The organism is Edaphocola flava, assembly GCF_004118155.1.
Lineage (GTDB): Bacteria > Bacteroidota > Bacteroidia > Chitinophagales > Chitinophagaceae > Edaphocola > Edaphocola flava.
In genome coordinates this window covers 971,132-986,345 of the sequence record NZ_SAIQ01000001.1, presented here as the reverse complement: position 1 = coordinate 986,345, position 15,214 = coordinate 971,132, and the positions used below count along the sequence as shown (strand labels likewise).

General features: G+C 35.4%; 19 protein-coding genes. 4 read left to right on the top strand and 15 right to left on the bottom strand.

From position 1 onward, the window contains the following. Window positions 1-148: 148 nt before the first annotated feature. The 10 genes from EMP01_RS04230 to EMP01_RS04185 form a co-directional block, all read right to left on the bottom strand. On the bottom strand, window positions 149-508 hold the full coding sequence (locus EMP01_RS04230; protein ID WP_129020229.1) for a hypothetical protein: 360 nt from the start codon (window positions 506-508) through the stop codon (window positions 149-151). Continuing rightward, on the bottom strand, window positions 505-1,818 hold the full coding sequence (locus tag EMP01_RS04225) for a DUF3990 domain-containing protein (protein ID WP_262707773.1): 1,314 nt from the start codon (window positions 1,816-1,818) through the stop codon (window positions 505-507). The genes EMP01_RS04230 and EMP01_RS04225 overlap by 4 nt, the downstream gene beginning before the upstream one ends. A gap of 467 nt (window positions 1,819-2,285) precedes the next feature. Continuing rightward, on the bottom strand, window positions 2,286-2,726 hold the full coding sequence (locus tag EMP01_RS04220; RefSeq protein WP_129020228.1) for a hypothetical protein: 441 nt from the start codon (window positions 2,724-2,726) through the stop codon (window positions 2,286-2,288). A gap of 366 nt (window positions 2,727-3,092) precedes the next feature. Further along, window positions 3,093-3,485: a hypothetical protein gene (locus tag EMP01_RS04215; RefSeq protein ID WP_129020227.1), complete on the bottom strand. Its 393-nt coding sequence runs from the start codon at window positions 3,483-3,485 to the stop codon at window positions 3,093-3,095. A 158-nt stretch (window positions 3,486-3,643) separates the two neighbouring features. After that, window positions 3,644-4,150 carry an IS1 family transposase gene (locus EMP01_RS04210; RefSeq protein ID WP_129020226.1) on the bottom strand — a complete coding sequence of 169 codons (507 nt, stop codon included), beginning with the start codon at window positions 4,148-4,150 and terminating at the stop codon, window positions 3,644-3,646. 292 nt (window positions 4,151-4,442) lie between these two features. Then, complete coding sequence (locus EMP01_RS04205) at window positions 4,443-4,787, bottom strand: hypothetical protein (protein WP_129020225.1); 345 nt, start codon at window positions 4,785-4,787, stop codon at window positions 4,443-4,445. Further along, window positions 4,784-6,127: an RHS repeat-associated core domain-containing protein gene (locus tag EMP01_RS04200; protein ID WP_129020224.1), complete on the bottom strand. Its 1,344-nt coding sequence runs from the start codon at window positions 6,125-6,127 to the stop codon at window positions 4,784-4,786. The genes EMP01_RS04205 and EMP01_RS04200 overlap by 4 nt, the downstream gene beginning before the upstream one ends. Window positions 6,128-6,308: 181 nt before the next feature. After that, window positions 6,309-6,707 (bottom strand): hypothetical protein, encoded by a 399-nt coding sequence (locus tag EMP01_RS04195; RefSeq protein WP_129020223.1) that lies wholly within the window; start codon window positions 6,705-6,707, stop codon window positions 6,309-6,311. An 8-nt stretch (window positions 6,708-6,715) separates the two neighbouring features. Then, complete coding sequence (locus tag EMP01_RS04190; protein ID WP_129020222.1) at window positions 6,716-7,111, bottom strand: hypothetical protein; 396 nt, start codon at window positions 7,109-7,111, stop codon at window positions 6,716-6,718. A 108-nt stretch (window positions 7,112-7,219) separates the two neighbouring features. Further along, window positions 7,220-7,888 (bottom strand): RHS repeat-associated core domain-containing protein, encoded by a 669-nt coding sequence (locus tag EMP01_RS04185; protein WP_129020639.1) that lies wholly within the window; start codon window positions 7,886-7,888, stop codon window positions 7,220-7,222. A gap of 474 nt (window positions 7,889-8,362) precedes the next feature. Here EMP01_RS04185 and EMP01_RS04180 point away from each other — a divergent pair, with 474 nt between their 5' ends. Continuing rightward, window positions 8,363-8,554, top strand: coding sequence for a hypothetical protein (locus EMP01_RS04180; protein WP_129020221.1), 192 nt, complete (start codon window positions 8,363-8,365; stop codon window positions 8,552-8,554). Window positions 8,555-8,797: 243 nt separating this feature from the next. Continuing rightward, on the top strand, window positions 8,798-9,697 hold the full coding sequence (locus EMP01_RS04175; RefSeq protein ID WP_129020220.1) for an IS1595 family transposase: 900 nt from the start codon (window positions 8,798-8,800) through the stop codon (window positions 9,695-9,697). Here EMP01_RS04175 and EMP01_RS15490 read toward each other — a convergent pair. Next, on the bottom strand, window positions 9,678-9,827 hold the full coding sequence (locus EMP01_RS15490) for a hypothetical protein (RefSeq protein WP_161971216.1): 150 nt from the start codon (window positions 9,825-9,827) through the stop codon (window positions 9,678-9,680). The genes EMP01_RS04175 and EMP01_RS15490 overlap by 20 nt on opposite strands. A 313-nt stretch (window positions 9,828-10,140) precedes the next feature. Between EMP01_RS15490 and EMP01_RS04170 the strand changes: the two genes are divergently transcribed. Both EMP01_RS04170 and EMP01_RS04165 read left to right on the top strand, forming a co-directional pair. Next, window positions 10,141-10,662, top strand: coding sequence for a hypothetical protein (locus tag EMP01_RS04170; RefSeq protein WP_129020219.1), 522 nt, complete (start codon window positions 10,141-10,143; stop codon window positions 10,660-10,662). A 538-nt stretch (window positions 10,663-11,200) separates the two neighbouring features. Next, entirely contained in the window at window positions 11,201-11,683 is a 483-nt protein-coding gene (locus tag EMP01_RS04165; RefSeq protein ID WP_129020218.1) for a hypothetical protein, read from the top strand. A gap of 324 nt (window positions 11,684-12,007) precedes the next feature. Here EMP01_RS04165 and EMP01_RS04160 read toward each other — a convergent pair whose 3' ends face one another. The 4 genes from EMP01_RS04160 to EMP01_RS04145 all read right to left on the bottom strand — a co-directional run bounded on the left by EMP01_RS04160 (window position 12,008) and on the right by EMP01_RS04145 (window position 15,167). Continuing rightward, window positions 12,008-12,463: a hypothetical protein gene (locus EMP01_RS04160; protein ID WP_129020217.1), complete on the bottom strand. Its 456-nt coding sequence runs from the start codon at window positions 12,461-12,463 to the stop codon at window positions 12,008-12,010. 262 nt (window positions 12,464-12,725) lie between these two features. Next, window positions 12,726-13,274 (bottom strand): RHS repeat-associated core domain-containing protein, encoded by a 549-nt coding sequence (locus EMP01_RS15755; protein WP_129020216.1) that lies wholly within the window; start codon window positions 13,272-13,274, stop codon window positions 12,726-12,728. Between the two features lie 427 nt (window positions 13,275-13,701). After that, the gene (locus tag EMP01_RS04150) at window positions 13,702-13,935 is read right to left on the bottom strand and encodes a hypothetical protein (RefSeq protein ID WP_129020215.1); all 234 of its coding nucleotides are present in this window, start codon (window positions 13,933-13,935) and stop codon (window positions 13,702-13,704) included. Further along, window positions 13,914-15,167: an RHS repeat-associated core domain-containing protein gene (locus EMP01_RS04145; protein WP_129020214.1), complete on the bottom strand. Its 1,254-nt coding sequence runs from the start codon at window positions 15,165-15,167 to the stop codon at window positions 13,914-13,916. Before EMP01_RS04145 ends, EMP01_RS04150 begins: the two co-directional genes overlap by 22 nt. Between the last annotated feature and the right edge of the window lie 47 nt (window positions 15,168-15,214).

Below are 15,214 nucleotides of genomic sequence, written 5' to 3'. Positions count from 1 at the left end.
ATAGGGTGTCAGTGTTTATACAGCAAAGAAACGACCTGCCTACGCCAGGATATGTCCAGGCTTTGAGAAAAGGAGTAAATATTTTTTAAAAAAGAGCCCCCGGTATCGGAAGATAACGGGGGCTTGGAAAAGAAACTATTAATGAAACTTATTTTCCGCTTTCTTCATCAAACCAAATTTGATAATCAGTTTGAGCATTATCTGGCACATTAAACCAATTTATATCTCTAAGCCATTTTAACACATCTGAATATTGATCTTGTAAGGTTTCATTATTATGGTAATGGATTCTGCAAGCTACCAAAAAAGGATGATCATGATGAAAATACAAATCAAAAAAATCATTTCCTGATTCATTTGAATCTGATCGCATTTTCGAATAGTAATTATTGATCGCATTAATAATATCTTCATTAGTATTGTAGTTAAAGTACTTTTTGAGATATCTTGAAATAATCCGAATTACAAATGCCGTATCTTCATCGGCTACAAAAATTGTTTTAATCATTTTGACATATATTTATTAAAGAGATTAACAGCTTTAGGTGTAAATATTGCAGTTTGCGTTCGATTTCCATATTGCAATATTTGACCGGTACTTTTAATTCTACCAAAAAGTGGACCGGTGATCACATCATAATTGCCAATATTATTAACGCCTATAGCACGTTTGTTAAAATTTATAAATGTTTCCCAAGTCGAAGTTGTACCTGAAAAATTATAGGTTGAAAGTTTGTTGAGTTTGCTTATAGGTACTGAGAACTTAACTAATGTACTATTTGAGGAGCCATAAATTCTTGCAGCGCTTGATAATGCTTCATTTGAATTGGTGGTGAGATAAAAACCTTGACCAAAATCTGCTTTAGGATTGCCAAGAGATAATTTAATACCTGAAGAATTCATAGATGCAGCACCTTCTAAGCTCGTTCCATGGTAAAAAGTAATAGTTTCTGGATTCGTAATATTTACTATTCCCCTTGACGCATTTGCAGCATTTGCAGTCATTAATGCTCCTGCAATGTTTTCATAAAACTTTATATCTGAAAATACTGACTTAAACTGGTTTTTGGTATCATTTACTTGTTTAGCAAATGGAGTATCCCAATGATAAGTAGCAATTGCAGATGCCTCATCCGCTACTCCCTGAAAACTGAAATTTTTAAAAGAATATCCAATATCCAACCCAAAGTTATATATAGAGGCAGAAGCATTATCAAGAAAGCGGATATAATTATAGGCATCACCAAAACCTCCAGATGAATATTCGTTTCTATAATGACCATTAGATCCAAATCCAAACCACCCTGAGATTGTCTGAGTAGTTGTCCGTTCGAATTGAGAATAACTTCCATCCGCCCATAAATAAGTACGCATTCCAGCAGCATCGTTATAATCATAGGTCTGGTATACATCTCCGGTTAAGTCATATTTACTATATTCTTTATCTGCTTTTATTTCTTCCAATGAAGATGCCCCTTTTGCCCATTTGAAGCCATATCTACCATCTTCTGCATTATATTTGAACCATAAACCACTTTGGCTTTCATCCCCCGGACTCGCCCCACTCAAGTCATTCCACATCACCGGGTTATTAAAAGCATAGTTATAGGGGCTCATGCCGGCAAACTTGGTGCCTCCAAAGGATCTACGGCTGTCCATCGGCACAACCCGGGAATATAATAGCGCACCATGATAGTATAAGCCGCTTTCTTCATCCCGCTCTTTGCCGGTATAGTGGTAGCGCTTGGCTACGGCATTGATGCTGGCATTTACGGCCTGGTAAGATGTGGTACCGTAAGGATGATATTGCCAATCTATTTTTTATTTTTCATTTTGGAATTGGCGAATCTTCGTGGGCTTGATTTCCTCGTAACTAATAATAGCTGCGTTTTCATCTAATTCCAGTGAAGCCGATTGCAGGTGATTGCAGTACACATACCGGGTGAGGGTAGCTGCGGTATTGTTATCGTCAGCAGCCGTGCCGTAAGTCCGGTTTTCGAGCATCGCAATGCGTCCGCTGTCGTCGCTTACATGCAGGGTCTATCTTTCATAAACCTGCACTGAGCTTGTCGATGGTGTCAAAGAACTAGACAGTACTGAGCCTGTCAAAGTATCGAATTTACGGTAGATTAATTAGAAGTACAGTAATGAATTAACCTGCCTACTCCAGGACATGTCCAGGCTTTAGGAAAAGGAGAAAATATTTAAAAAAGAACCCCCGGTATCGGGAGATACCGGGGGTAGGAAATAGAACTATATGTTAAGATGTTCGTGACAATTATAAGTTAGGCTTCTATACATTCAATTATTTCGATAATCAAACCCGCTTTTTGGAGTATAGGCACAATTTTGGTTAAATAAAAGGAAAAATCAGTCGTTTTAATTTCATTAATTTCCTTGCGATTAATGGATAGGTCAAAATTTAGGGTTTGAATTGCAAAGTCTATAAGTAAATTCATCCCGATGTCGGTTTGTTGATTTACTAATGTGATACCAATAGTCTCTTTTTTTTGAATTTTCTTATAAATATCATCATACACCTTTTGTTTATCGGAAACTAAAACAGTTGTCCAATTATAATCTTCATCATTTATTGGTAGATATCCAATATTTCCATGGTAATCTAATTGCCATCCTGTTGCTTGAAATAGATTTAATATGTCAAGAACACTTACATTGTTTTGATTGTGGCTTATTGATACTTTAATATCAGCTGATTTAGACATATTCTTATGAATTTATTTACAATTAATGCTTTAAGTTTTCCCTATAAGGAATACCTTTTCTGTTAAAGAAATCTTTAAAAATTTGGGGTATTGTATTTTGTGAATAGACATGAAATATCTTCCCGTTATCTTTTGCAATACGTTGATAATTGCCAAATTTTGATCCCCTGCTGGCGCGCGCACCCCTGCGCGTGCTAAGAGATAAAATCTAAAGAACTAGACAGTACTGAGCCTGTCGAAGTATTGAATTTACGGTAACGCTCATTAATTATTTAAAAAAAATTTCATCAACACTTTTGATACATTACCTGAACAAATACCTTATGTTTAGTTAATGCTCTTTGTCTAATGCATTGTAATAGAATATTAATCTTGGAGCTCAAAAACAAATTTTCCGATAGACGGATTTCTAGTATATATGGGTTCAGGAATATTAATGCTAAAATACTCATTGAGTAACATTACTGTTAGACCTATAAAGCTCTCCACCTGATAATGTGCAGGACTGGTCTCTATTTCTTCAAATGTAACCTGTAAAATACTATTTTGAATCTGACTATTAAATAGGTGCAAATAATGGTTAATTGTGCTTTCAATCAAAGGAATGCTTTCCTTAAATGTTTTTGGAATATTATCGTTAAATAAAATACTTATTGGGACATTGTCGGATTCATCTTTATGTATAATTTCTATATTTATTGTTGCATCTATAGCAATTCCAATGCCATCTCGCATTGCCCTATATTTAAAACTCATCATTACTTTATTTTTAATTTGTTGAAAATGCCTTTATTGAAATAATGTTCAGCAGCATAATTGTTAGTCAATCCCCTCTTCGTGCGCGCGCACCCCTGCGCGTGTAAATAGACTAAAATATAATGTACTATTGTCGAATTTACGGTAGATTTCATAAATTACTATGCCCAGAAATAAATCTTTAAACAGGCTGCTAACATAGCTATACTCCTGCTAAAACAAATGGTTTTCCGGCCCAATCTTTTCAAATGGGTTCTTAACGTAAGATTTTTTCTTTCGATATGATTGGTACCTCTATTTTTTGTTGAATGAATACTTGACGGCAATAAATATTTGTAATTGATCAACTTATCTGTAAATACTTTTACTGCATTCGACAATATCAAAGTATCTGTTACTTTTGTTAATGTTCTATTCGTTCTGCTACCGATAGAAAAATCTACCACTTCCCTAGTATCTTTTCTTATAGCATAAGCTATCCAGCGTTTTCGGGCCTTGTTCTTTACATAAATACACAGCTCGTCCATTTCATACTCTTTTCCGCAGCTTCTGCAACGATAGCGTTGACTGCCTGATGATATTCCATTTTTCACACATGAAAATCTACATTCAATACACTTAATTTTCTCATACACAACTTTGATACACTTAGCCACTATTCTTTGCATTACAGACCGTTTATTGCCTTTAAAACAATCGGGCGACCTTATAGGTCGCCCGAAATAAAAAATTAAATTACAAATAACTTTTTATCAAATTGTTTATTTCCAGTAATTTAAAAAGTAGCTAATTAAATATACACAGCTTTGATACACTACCTAAAAATAATGAGAGCAGGCAAATGCTACTCCCATTATTTTATTAAAACAAATATTTACTTATTGAAAATCAATAGGTTAAATATGATTGGTGTCTGTATCGCTAACTTTGATACATTACCAGAATATTAAATCAGCTTTACTAGAAATAGAAGAATATTCCTGTATTTCTGTCAACTGCAGCGATTATTAGGTTTTTTAAATGATTAATTATTTCTGTCTGTCTTGGTGTATAATCTGCTCTAGAAAAAATGTTGCTGTCGAGTAACTTTTGAAGTGATTCAATGTCATTTATTGATTCATCTTCTGCAATATCAATATTGGAATTAATAATCTGGTTAATTTCTTGAAAAAGCCCAACTTTCCATATGTCATCAAAATCTTCTTTGCTTATTCTTAGTTCAAGGAGTTGATTTTCATTAGCTTGATCAAAATCTAATGCATCCATAGCATTTCTGTCTTTAGGAACTGTAATGATTTTTGTCATTTTCTATCAGTGTTTTTAAAGTGAGTAACTTGATTATATTCTGCCTGAGTTCTGCCAATTGTCCTACCATTCTCTATTTTATTATTAGGAATATTTCCTGTCAGATCAACAAATGTACGTTTACCATCAATATTTAACTTCCTAATTCTTAAATAATCACCCTCTTTATCATAAATTACTTCGAATCCAGATTTTACATCATGATAAATTAATTTTTGGTCAGTAGATGAAAGAACATAATTTGGAGTAAACTGTTGAATCACTTCTCTTAAACTAGCCGTTGGCCAATTTGATTCGAATGCGTTAGCTCTAATAAGTCCTCGGCCAGTCCCTTGCATTATTCTTGACAAAAAGAGCAAGTCTTGTGAAGTAGCCCTACCGATTGCTATTCGGTTGGCAATATTGTTTTTTTCGCCTTCAGTTAGCTTGTTAAAATCATTGGTTATCCTTTGTGTTTCTTCATATTTTTTCCTTTCTTCTATTGAAGTGAAAGGAGCAGCGCCTTTTTCTATAGCCTTCTGGTTATACACTGCCTGCCTCATCAAGAAGCGACTTTGTTCTGCCGTTGGATAAACAACTTTTTTTTCTGTTTGGAAATGAGCTGCTAATGTAAGAAGAAATGCATTTGAGGCACCTGCACCTGTGTTAGGATTAACTGGAGCCCAAATCGTTCCTCTACCGCCACGCAATGGAATTGGAATACTCCCACCATTATAAGGATCAAGTACATTTGGATCAATTCTAACGTTGTTACGCACGTTTCTAGATACAGGAGGAGAAGGCCTCGTAGCATTTCTTACAGGTGCGGTTGTTCTCTGTTCCCCATCGGGATCAATGAACCCAATCGGGTTATCACCACAATACTCATAGCCACTTGCAGCCAACTCTAAATAACTTCTTTGTGTATTAAGCTGCGAATTACTTTTTACAATATTGTAATTCTCACTATTAATCGGATCCACACTTACCCATCGACATAACCAGGGAATATAATAGCGTGCACCATGATAGTACAAGCCGCTTTCTTCATCTCGTTCTTTACCGGTATAGCGGTAGCGTTTGGCTGCAGCATTAATGCTGGCATTAACGGCCTGGTAAGATGTGGTGCCATAAGGATGATATTCCTCGTAACTAATAATAGCTGCGTTTTCATCTAATTCCAGTGAAGCCGATTGCAGGTGATTGCTGTACACATATCGGGTGAGGGTAGCTGCGGTATTGTTATCGTCAGCAGCCGTGCCGTAAGTCCGGTTTTCGAGCATCGCAATGCGTCCGCTGTCATCGCTTACATGCAGGGTCTCTCTTTCACAAACCTGCACTGAGCTTGTCGAAGGTGTCAAAGAACTAGACAGTACTGAACCTGTCGAAGTATCGAATTTACGGTAGATTAATTAGAAGTACAGTAATGAAACAACCTGCCTACGCCAGGACATGTCCAGACTTTGTGAAATGGAATAATATTTTAGAAAAAGAACCCACGGTATCGGGAGATCCCGTGGGAATCAATTAGCATTGAATGTACTAATTATTTTCCCAAGCTTTATCTTGCAACCAAAGATTATTGCAAACAAACTGGTGGAGTTCTTTTAAATCTGTAGGTTCATTTTTAAATCTTAAAATCCCAGAAATTGGATAATCTCCAATATGTCTTGTATAAATATCATGGATAAAAGAGTCAATGCAATCACACATATTTGGATTTAATTCTTCAAAACGATCTCGTATTTCCTGTATAATAATAAAGCTTTCTAACCGTGATAAGTTTAGATTTTTTAACTTGTCAATGTAAGAAAAAGTATAAGGACGAAAATCAGATTCCTCAATACAATTTTTGTTTAGCATTGATATTGTATCATCAATAAATATAAGGATTTTTTCATTTTGTAATGTTTTTAACTTTGCTTTGTTATAATTGTTCATAGTTTTATTTATTTTGATTTTCGTTTAACTGGAATCCAATTAATTGAATTTAACTTAGCTATATACTCATCCATTGACATGGATCTATTAGGATATATGGTTACATGCTTTGTTGTCTTATTATCTTCAATTGCACTTAAGCCATCTGGGAGAAACCTCTTGTCAAATACACCAACAGCACCTTCTTTATTTTTGTATTCATCCGTACCATTTAGGCCAAAAAGTCTATCCTCTGCTTTTTTATAACTACTATTCACACTTAAACCCAATAATTTTCCATTATCATAAGCTGGACCAACGATTCCATTTTGAGGCTTAATGTCAGAGGCCCTTGCGCCAAGTTGTCTTGCATTTTTTGCTCCAATTAATGGACTTGCTATCCAATTTCCATTACTAGTTTCCATTGCTCTATAAATTAAATTATCATCTTCTGGATCTGGGTCTTCAGTTAGAACTTCTAAACCAGGATATTTTGGATCTGGGTCTGGCTGTGGTTTATTAGCTGGCCTAGGTTAGCGTCCTTGGCCGGGGTACCTTTCATTTCCGGGATTACGCACTTGTCTAGCTGAACCATCTGGATTTCTAGTAACTGTTTCATCTTCACCCTCCTCTGTTGGAACAGTTGTAGGGGGTAAAAATTCTTCTAAAAGCTTACTAACTACATATGCAACTATAACAGCTATTGCTATCGGTACAATAATTGGGGCCGCAGTTGCAAGTGTACTTGCAGCTGCCTCAACCGTCAAGGTGGCAGATAACCATTCTGCGATAGGTACAACACCAGCAAAAGATTGAGTACTTGAACTTATTGTGTCTGATGCAAAGTGGAGGTCTACTATTTCACTATTTAAAACCTGATCAAATTTATCAGTTTCAGTATTATAACCTAATGTCAAATCATACATACCGTAATCAGTAGTGATCCGTGTATGTTGGACTTGTTTGCCATTATACGTCGTTGGAGGGTCCCCCGGACTTGCTCCACTCAAATCATTCCACATCACCGGGTTGTTAAACGCATAGTTATATGGGCTCATGCCCGCATACTTTGCCTCCAAAGGATCTACCGCCGTCCATCGGCACAACCAGGGAATATAATAGCGTGCACCATGGTAGTACAAGCCACTTTCCTCATCCCGCTCTTTGCCTGTATATCGGTAGCGTTTGGCTACGGCATTGATGCTAACTTTTTCGAAGGTGTCAAATAACTAGACAGTAATGAGCCTGTCGAAGTATCGAATTTACGGTAACGCTCATTAATTATTTAAAAATTTCATCAACACTTTTGATACACTTACTTGTGATGAAGAGATTTTACATGGGTTTTTTGCATTAAAATCAATCGCGGCAACCATATAGGTTGCCGCGATTGATTTTAAGATGTTAGTACTTGAAAAATTAGATGCAGTACCAATATGGGTTGTAATAGGTATCAACACTTTTGATACATTACCTTATAATATTGCTATTGTTTCCTCATAATCAAGAGTTGGATCTAATATACGATTTTCGCTAATCCAGCTATTTTTCCCTACTCTGCAACCAGCTGCAATAATATAATGCAATGAATTGCCTGTAGATAATTGAAAAATTTTAGGCATTTATCCCTTTAAAACAGTTGTTGGATATTTTTCTTATTTTTAAGATAAAAAATTATGGAAAAATTATTTAAAGTTACTTCAGTAGATGGGGATGAAATTTTCATTAATCCCACTCATGTTGTTTCTATTTCGCCCGCTATTATATTTGGTAATGGTCAACCTTGCACAGAAATATTAACTGTAACCAAATCGTATAAAGTAGCTCAAACAATAGAAGAGGTTAGTAATTTTTTTGGGCGAGTTTAGTTTTCCAAGCTAAAACTATGGTTTTCCAAAAAGGAATTCCAAAGAAATAGTAGATACACTCATAACTTTTGAAATCATAACCTCCATTTGGTGAAAGCCATGTAATTTTTTTAGTAATCATTTTGAAGAATTTTAAATTTTAGTAATAACGCCTTGTATTTTGCAAGGCGTTTTTTAGTACTTTTGTAACACACTTCTTACCAACCTCCTCTTTTCTCCCTCTAGTCTTTTATTCCTTATATCATGAAGAATAAATACACAATTAAGCAATTCCGTGAGGAATATCCAAATGATGAAGCCTGTTTAGACAAGATCTTCAGACTTACTCATGGTAATATGACCGAATGTCCAAAATGTGGATGTACCAAATCTTTTGTCAGAGTTAAAACAAGACAATGTTATCAATGTCCAAGTTGTTACTATCAAATATACCCTTGTGCTGGTACAGTATTTCATCGTACCAGAGTTCCTTTAACATACTGGTTCTTTGCTATATTTCTTTTCACCATCAGTAAGAACGGTTTAAGTGCTTGTGAATTACAGAGACACCTCGGGGTTACTTATAAGACAGCTTTCAGAATGTTGAAACAAATACGTACTCTAATCAACAATGATGAAACAATTATGTCTGGTGTTATTGAGTTAGATGAAACGTATGTTGGTGGCAAAAATAAGAACCGACACAAAGACAAAAAAGTAAAGAATAGTCAAGGTAGAGCATACAAGGATAAAGCACCTGTATTTGGTATACTGGAACGCTCAGAAGAAGGAACCAGTAGAGTAATTGCATATACTGTACCTGATGTAAAATCTCAAACTTTAAAGCCTTTAATTTACGATAAAGTAGAAGCTGGTAGTGCTATTATGACTGATGAATGGAATTCTTACACCGGATTAAACAAAGATTACGATCATGGTATCTGTTTTCATGGTAGAGGTAATTATGTTTCAGGTGAAAACAATGAAGTTTATACGAACGGTTTAGAGAACTTTTGGAGTACTGTAAAACGAGGAATTAATGGTTCGTACGTTCATGTTTCTAAAAAGTACCTGCAACTTTATATGAATGAGTTCGTATTCCGTTACAATCAACGTAATAGTCCAGAGATGTTTAATGATCTGATTAACTGTTTGGCTTCTTAGGCTTTTTAAGTATTTTCTTCAAAGCATTATCAAACTCCTCTTTATCCATACTTTTATCTTTCAACTCTTTTTCGAGTTGTTTAGTTAGCTCTTCCATAGTTTTTGGAGGAGCTTTTTTCTTTTTTGCCATGCAGTAAAATTACTGAATTTATTTTTCTTTCTACTTGGAGTAGCGCGTTCCCTAATTTCATAACTTTGTTAAAAATTTTGCATTTGAATATATAAAGGAACCAACATATAACTTATTGTATCATTTCATAGATTTCTGCTCTAAACTACGACAATAAACCAGAAACTAAACGAGGATGTGATTATGATATACCTGTACAGGTGTAGCAGAAAATTTCACGTGCGTTTAGTAAGGTGTCGTAGCCTTTGAGCAAGTACTGAAGTGAGTATGTTACACTTTCTCATTTTATTAACGCTCAATAAACTACGACAAAATGAAAAGACTTGTTCTTACAATCGCTTGCACAGCATTTATCTTCAATGCTCAAGCACAAGAATCCCTAGATGTAAACCACAAATTAGCTTACACATGGGGAGGTAAGTTTCATATCATTGATGAGAATGGTTATCGGGTTGAACGCAACCTTAAAAAACCTAGAATGATGGAAATCATGTCTCAAACTCCTCACGGCAAGGAAATGTATCTTGACTACTATCGTAAATACCAAACTTCTAAAATACTTGGTTACGCAGGTCTTGCTCCTACTGTAGGTGGTGCAACAATGATGATTTTGAGTTTAGTTTCTTCGTTTGATGATGTAAACATACCATTATTTTGGTCAGGTTTAGCTGTAACCGGAGTTGGGTTAGGTATGGAAATAGCTGCGATTCCATTTGGAATCTCCGCTAAAACCAAAGCCTATCAAACTACTTCTTACTTTAATAAATCATCAGGTAAAATATCATTTAATGTTGGTCTAACAAGGAATGGTGCCGGTTTAATAGTTAAGTTTTAAGGTTATGGATAACCAACAAATAATGAATAAAACGTCTCCTCATGATTTAGTGAGGGTGTTTATGCAGCTTTTTAAAGATAATTATGGATCTATTAAACTGAAGGAGATTCATCATAAAATGTCAAATAACGACATACTGTTGAAATATGTGAAGTATACTATCTCTTCAAAAACTTATCCCGAATCAACTCGGATATTAGACTATTTGAATAATTCTATATATTTCATGTTTAGTAAGGCTGAAACATTATGTTGTGCAGCAATTATGATTGTTTCACATTGGTATGACGCTGCAACAAATTCACAGAAACTAGATGATAAAAAAGTATCTGTCATTATGAGTAGTATAATATCCAGTTGTGAACTAACAAAAATACAAACACCTTATTTTTTCATTAAGTATTACAATGTTCTAAAATCTATTTAGAGAACAATGAAGAATTCATATATTTGGGAATACTTTATTTTTTCTCATGAAAGATTACCAGATATTAGATATACTCCTTAAACATTTGTATGAAGTAAATGTTGAACAAGAATGGTTGCTGAAAAATATAAAGATGAGTATCAAATAAAACAACCCTTTGGTAGTGTTACTAAATTACCTTACTTGAAAAAAGAAATCATTCATAAATACAAGGAACTTAATGATATTGAATTTACAAGGAACCTTGATTTATATTGGAACAAACTTGAAGATGATGGTAACATTAAACAATCAGAAGATATAGACGGTAATATCGGATATATGGTTACATATAAAGGTATGTCTCTGATCGAAAATGGTGGGTACACAATTGTTAAGGAAAAAGAACAAAGATCTTTAAGAAGGAAAAACACAATCGAAATTCTAGTTGCTGTAAGTAGTATTATTGCTGCAATATATTCAGTTCTTTCATTTTATTCTCCTAAAAATCCTTATTCTTTTTCCTTTCTAATTCTTCTATTCGGAAGTGGAATTCTGATAGGAATTTTACTAAGTAAATTATTACAACAAATACTAAAGGTAATAAAGCCATAATTTAGAAATTTAAAAAGACTACCAAATACAGGTAGTCTTTATTGTTTTTTAAATAAGTGTTTTAAAGGGATAAATGCCAAATTTTATTGTCAATATCAACTTTAAATTTTTGAAGGTTGTCCGGTATATCACCTTCATACATTTGTATTTGAATTCCTTTAAATAAACTTGGCAACTCCATATATTGGGTACCCCAGAATTCAATATCAATATTATATCCTTTCATTTCCGAATCTTCAGTATTTGTGCTTCTCAATATCAATGTAGAATGACTCACTGAATACATCCAAGTTTGAAAGAGTCTTTTTGAATTAAACAACATAATTAAAATGGTTTTGGTACAACTTGATAGCTGCCGTTAATAAATTTGTAAAATTTTGTTCTTTCTAGAGCGCCAGATATATTATAAATATTAAATAATTTCCTGTTAGTTATATTTCCTAAAGTTGGACGTGTTGGATTATTACTATACTTCATATATTTCCATTTTGTAAAATCAGTTAGATTAAAATGTAAATTATTAGAGCTATTTTTTATTGCTTGCTCAATTTCATTCGGCTTAAATCCACCACTTGTAAACTGTTTGTAATTTTTAAAACCAGTTGCTGATGAAAATTCATCAAGGTTCGTGCTTAACCCAAATGCAAGATCATCACTTTCTTTGATTGCAAATGCGACACCTTTTTTTGCTAGTGATTCACTGCTTTCTTTTGCAGTAAATTCAATTCCTTCCTTTATAATGGTTTTAGCACCTCCTTTAAATAAGCTACCAGCACCCATGGTTAAGAGGTCGAAGACAACAAACGCTGCACCAATTGCAACTTGGGAGTAATTGCCATCTCTAATACCTTTATAAATATCTTTTGCACCACTAATAACCGGAACAAAGTCTGTAATAATATCCGCTGTTTTAATTATGGCAGAAGAATAATCCCACGTAGTGCTAGCAGTATGTTGGCTGTACCCAGTTGAAGTGCTTGTATATTGCTTTGCTGATGGTTTTGTAATTGGAGTTGTTTTAACTGTTTGGACCTTTGATACACTACATTTTGTTGCTAATGTATTTAACCTTCTCTTTTACAATACTCGGGGCCTCTACGGGATCTGTTGGTGCTTCTGCTATTGGCGGTATATATTCTCTAGTTCCATCATTTTTATAAAAATAACTTCCACTTTGTTTATCTCCTTTTTGCGCACCAGCTTGTAAATAGAAATCAACCCCCATCGCGGTACCTTTATCACTAGGGAAGTTAGAATAAGTATGTTGCGAGTCGAAACGTAATTGATTTTGTTTGTCATAAAACCAAGTGCCTCCTTTAGCTTCGCCTTCCATCCCACTCGGATCATTAAACATCACCGGGTTATTAAACGCATAGTTATAAGGGCTCATGCCCGCATACTTTGCTTCCAAAGGATCTACCGCTGTCCATCGGCACAACCAAGGAATATAATAACGCGCACCATGATAGTACAATCCACTTTCCTCATCCCGTTCTTTGCCGGTATAGCGGTAGCGCTTGGCTACAGCATTAATACTGGCATTTACGGCCTGGTAAGATGTGGTACCATAAGGATGATATTGCCAATCTATTTTTTATTTTTCATTTTGGAATTGGGGAATCTGCGCGGGCTTGATTTCCTCGTAACTAATAATAGTGCATTTTCATCTAATTCTAGCGCAGCCGATTGCAGGTGATTGCTGTACACATACCGGGTGAGGGTAGCTGCGGTATTATTATCGTCAGCAGCCGTACCATATGTACGGTTTTCGAGCATCGAAATGCGCCCGCTGTCGTCGCTTAAATGCAGGGGCTCTCTTTCACAAATCAAAGAACTAGACAGTGCTGAGCCTGTCGAAGTATCGAATTTACGGTAGATTAATTTTAAAGTACAGTAAGGATTAACCCACCTTCGACAGGACATGTCCAGGCTTTGAGGAAAGGAGAAAATATTAAAAAAAAGAGCCCCCGATATCTTCCGATACCGGGGGCTCTAAAATTGTAGTATAACGCTATCTATTACCATACTTTATATTGAGGTTGGCAATACCCTTCTAAAATGTCTAGAATCTCTAATATTCTATCTTCGATTATTTCATCAACAGCCCCGGCTTTTATTTCATATAAAAATTCGCGTATTTCATTTTGTTTAATATTGCTTTTCTTTAATTCTTTAAAAAAGCCTGATATCTCCAATAAAGAAATCTGAGAATTTATTTTTTTTTTGAGATTTAATTTCCAGTTAGTTTCCATAAATTTTTAGTTATTGATAAAAGAGTTTTATAATCTTCATATGACATTGCCATAGAAGGTTGAATTGTCCCATGTGTCTTACTATCTTGCACAAATTTAAGACCAGGAGGCAACATTTTGGTATTCATATAGAAAACAGGATCTTTTCCTGTTCCTCCTAAAGAGATAGGCTTTCTATGATTAGGAAGGTAATTTGGGTCATCAGGAGATGCTGACATTCCGCCTGTAAAGGGAAATACAAAACCATCTTTAATAAGAATATCCTTACCTGGCCGAACACCTAAACCTCTAGCTGACTCTTCGAGTAGAGGAGATCCATTGATGTCTATTCTCATTGATCTATATATTATTTGGTCATTGTTACTTTCTTCTTCCGTTTTTTCTAAAGTATTTACCTTAGTTGCAAGCTCATTAAGAACAATAGCACCTCTTATTGTATTGAGTATAGTCGTAACTTGTTCTATTGTTAAAGCTGAACTAAAACCTCCTGCTCCAAGAGATAACCCTCCTGCATTACCCCCTCCTAAAGTTAAAGCTGCAGTTCCTCCACCTGTATAAGTTGCTCCACTTACAGCGACACTTGAACTGCCGACCGCAGCCGTGTATAACGACCCAAATGTGATTACTGGTGCCGCCGCCGCCGCTACTACTCCAGCCGCAACAGCTCCTCCAACAGCAAATTGAGCTTTAACCATTGTTTCTGCGGCTTCTTCTTTACTTCTATTATATAACATTTCAGGAGTAGCTACCTGAGTATTTGCGGCCTCCCAAATATTTAAGCCATGGCCTTCTCCTAAAATCCCTAATGAACTATTGTTGTTTTCAGATTCAGAATACGAAGTCTTATCAACTCTTATCCAACCTTCAGGATCATAAATCCATTGTCTGCCATTTTCATAGTGGATCTGTCCAGCTTCTGGATTTTTAGGGAAATTCTTGTATATATCCTCATCCTGCCCGTCCCCCGGACTTGCCCCGCTCAAGTCATTCCACATCACTGGGTTATTGAAGGCATAGTTATAAGGGCTCATACCCGCATACTTTGCTTCCATCGGATCTACAGCTGTCCATCGGCACAACCAGGGAATGTAATAGCGCGCACCATGATAGTACAAGCCGCTTTCCTCATCCCGTTCTTTGCCGGTATAGCGGTAGCGCTTGGCTACGGCATTAATGCTGGCATTTACCGCCTGGTAAGATGTGGTACCATAAGGATGATATTGCCAATCTATTTTTTATTTCCCATTTTGGAATTGGCGAATCTGCGCGGGCTTGATTT

Coding starts and splice junctions, on each gene's coding strand:
- EMP01_RS04160 (WP_129020217.1), bottom strand. CDS start 12,463: ATGGGTGCTGGTAGCTTATTTAAAGGAGGTGCTAAAACCATTATAAAG.
- EMP01_RS04220 (WP_129020228.1), bottom strand. CDS start 2,726: ATGTCTAAATCAGCTGATATTAAAGTATCAATAAGCCACAATCAAAAC.
- EMP01_RS04210 (WP_129020226.1), bottom strand. CDS start 4,150: ATGCAAAGAATAGTGGCTAAGTGTATCAAAGTTGTGTATGAGAAAATT.
- EMP01_RS04175 (WP_129020220.1), top strand. CDS start 8,798: ATGAAGAATAAATACACAATTAAGCAATTCCGTGAGGAATATCCAAAT.
- EMP01_RS04215 (WP_129020227.1), bottom strand. CDS start 3,485: ATGATGAGTTTTAAATATAGGGCAATGCGAGATGGCATTGGAATTGCT.
- EMP01_RS04190 (WP_129020222.1), bottom strand. CDS start 7,111: ATGGAAACTAGTAATGGAAATTGGATAGCAAGTCCATTAATTGGAGCA.
- EMP01_RS04180 (WP_129020221.1), top strand. CDS start 8,363: ATGGAAAAATTATTTAAAGTTACTTCAGTAGATGGGGATGAAATTTTC.
- EMP01_RS04170 (WP_129020219.1), top strand. CDS start 10,141: ATGAAAAGACTTGTTCTTACAATCGCTTGCACAGCATTTATCTTCAAT.
- EMP01_RS04150 (WP_129020215.1), bottom strand. CDS start 13,935: ATGGAAACTAACTGGAAATTAAATCTCAAAAAAAAAATAAATTCTCAG.
- EMP01_RS04205 (WP_129020225.1), bottom strand. CDS start 4,787: ATGACAAAAATCATTACAGTTCCTAAAGACAGAAATGCTATGGATGCA.
- EMP01_RS04165 (WP_129020218.1), top strand. CDS start 11,201: ATGGTTGCTGAAAAATATAAAGATGAGTATCAAATAAAACAACCCTTT.
- EMP01_RS04195 (WP_129020223.1), bottom strand. CDS start 6,707: ATGAACAATTATAACAAAGCAAAGTTAAAAACATTACAAAATGAAAAA.
- EMP01_RS15490 (WP_161971216.1), bottom strand. CDS start 9,827: ATGGCAAAAAAGAAAAAAGCTCCTCCAAAAACTATGGAAGAGCTAACT.
- EMP01_RS04230 (WP_129020229.1), bottom strand. CDS start 508: ATGATTAAAACAATTTTTGTAGCCGATGAAGATACGGCATTTGTAATT.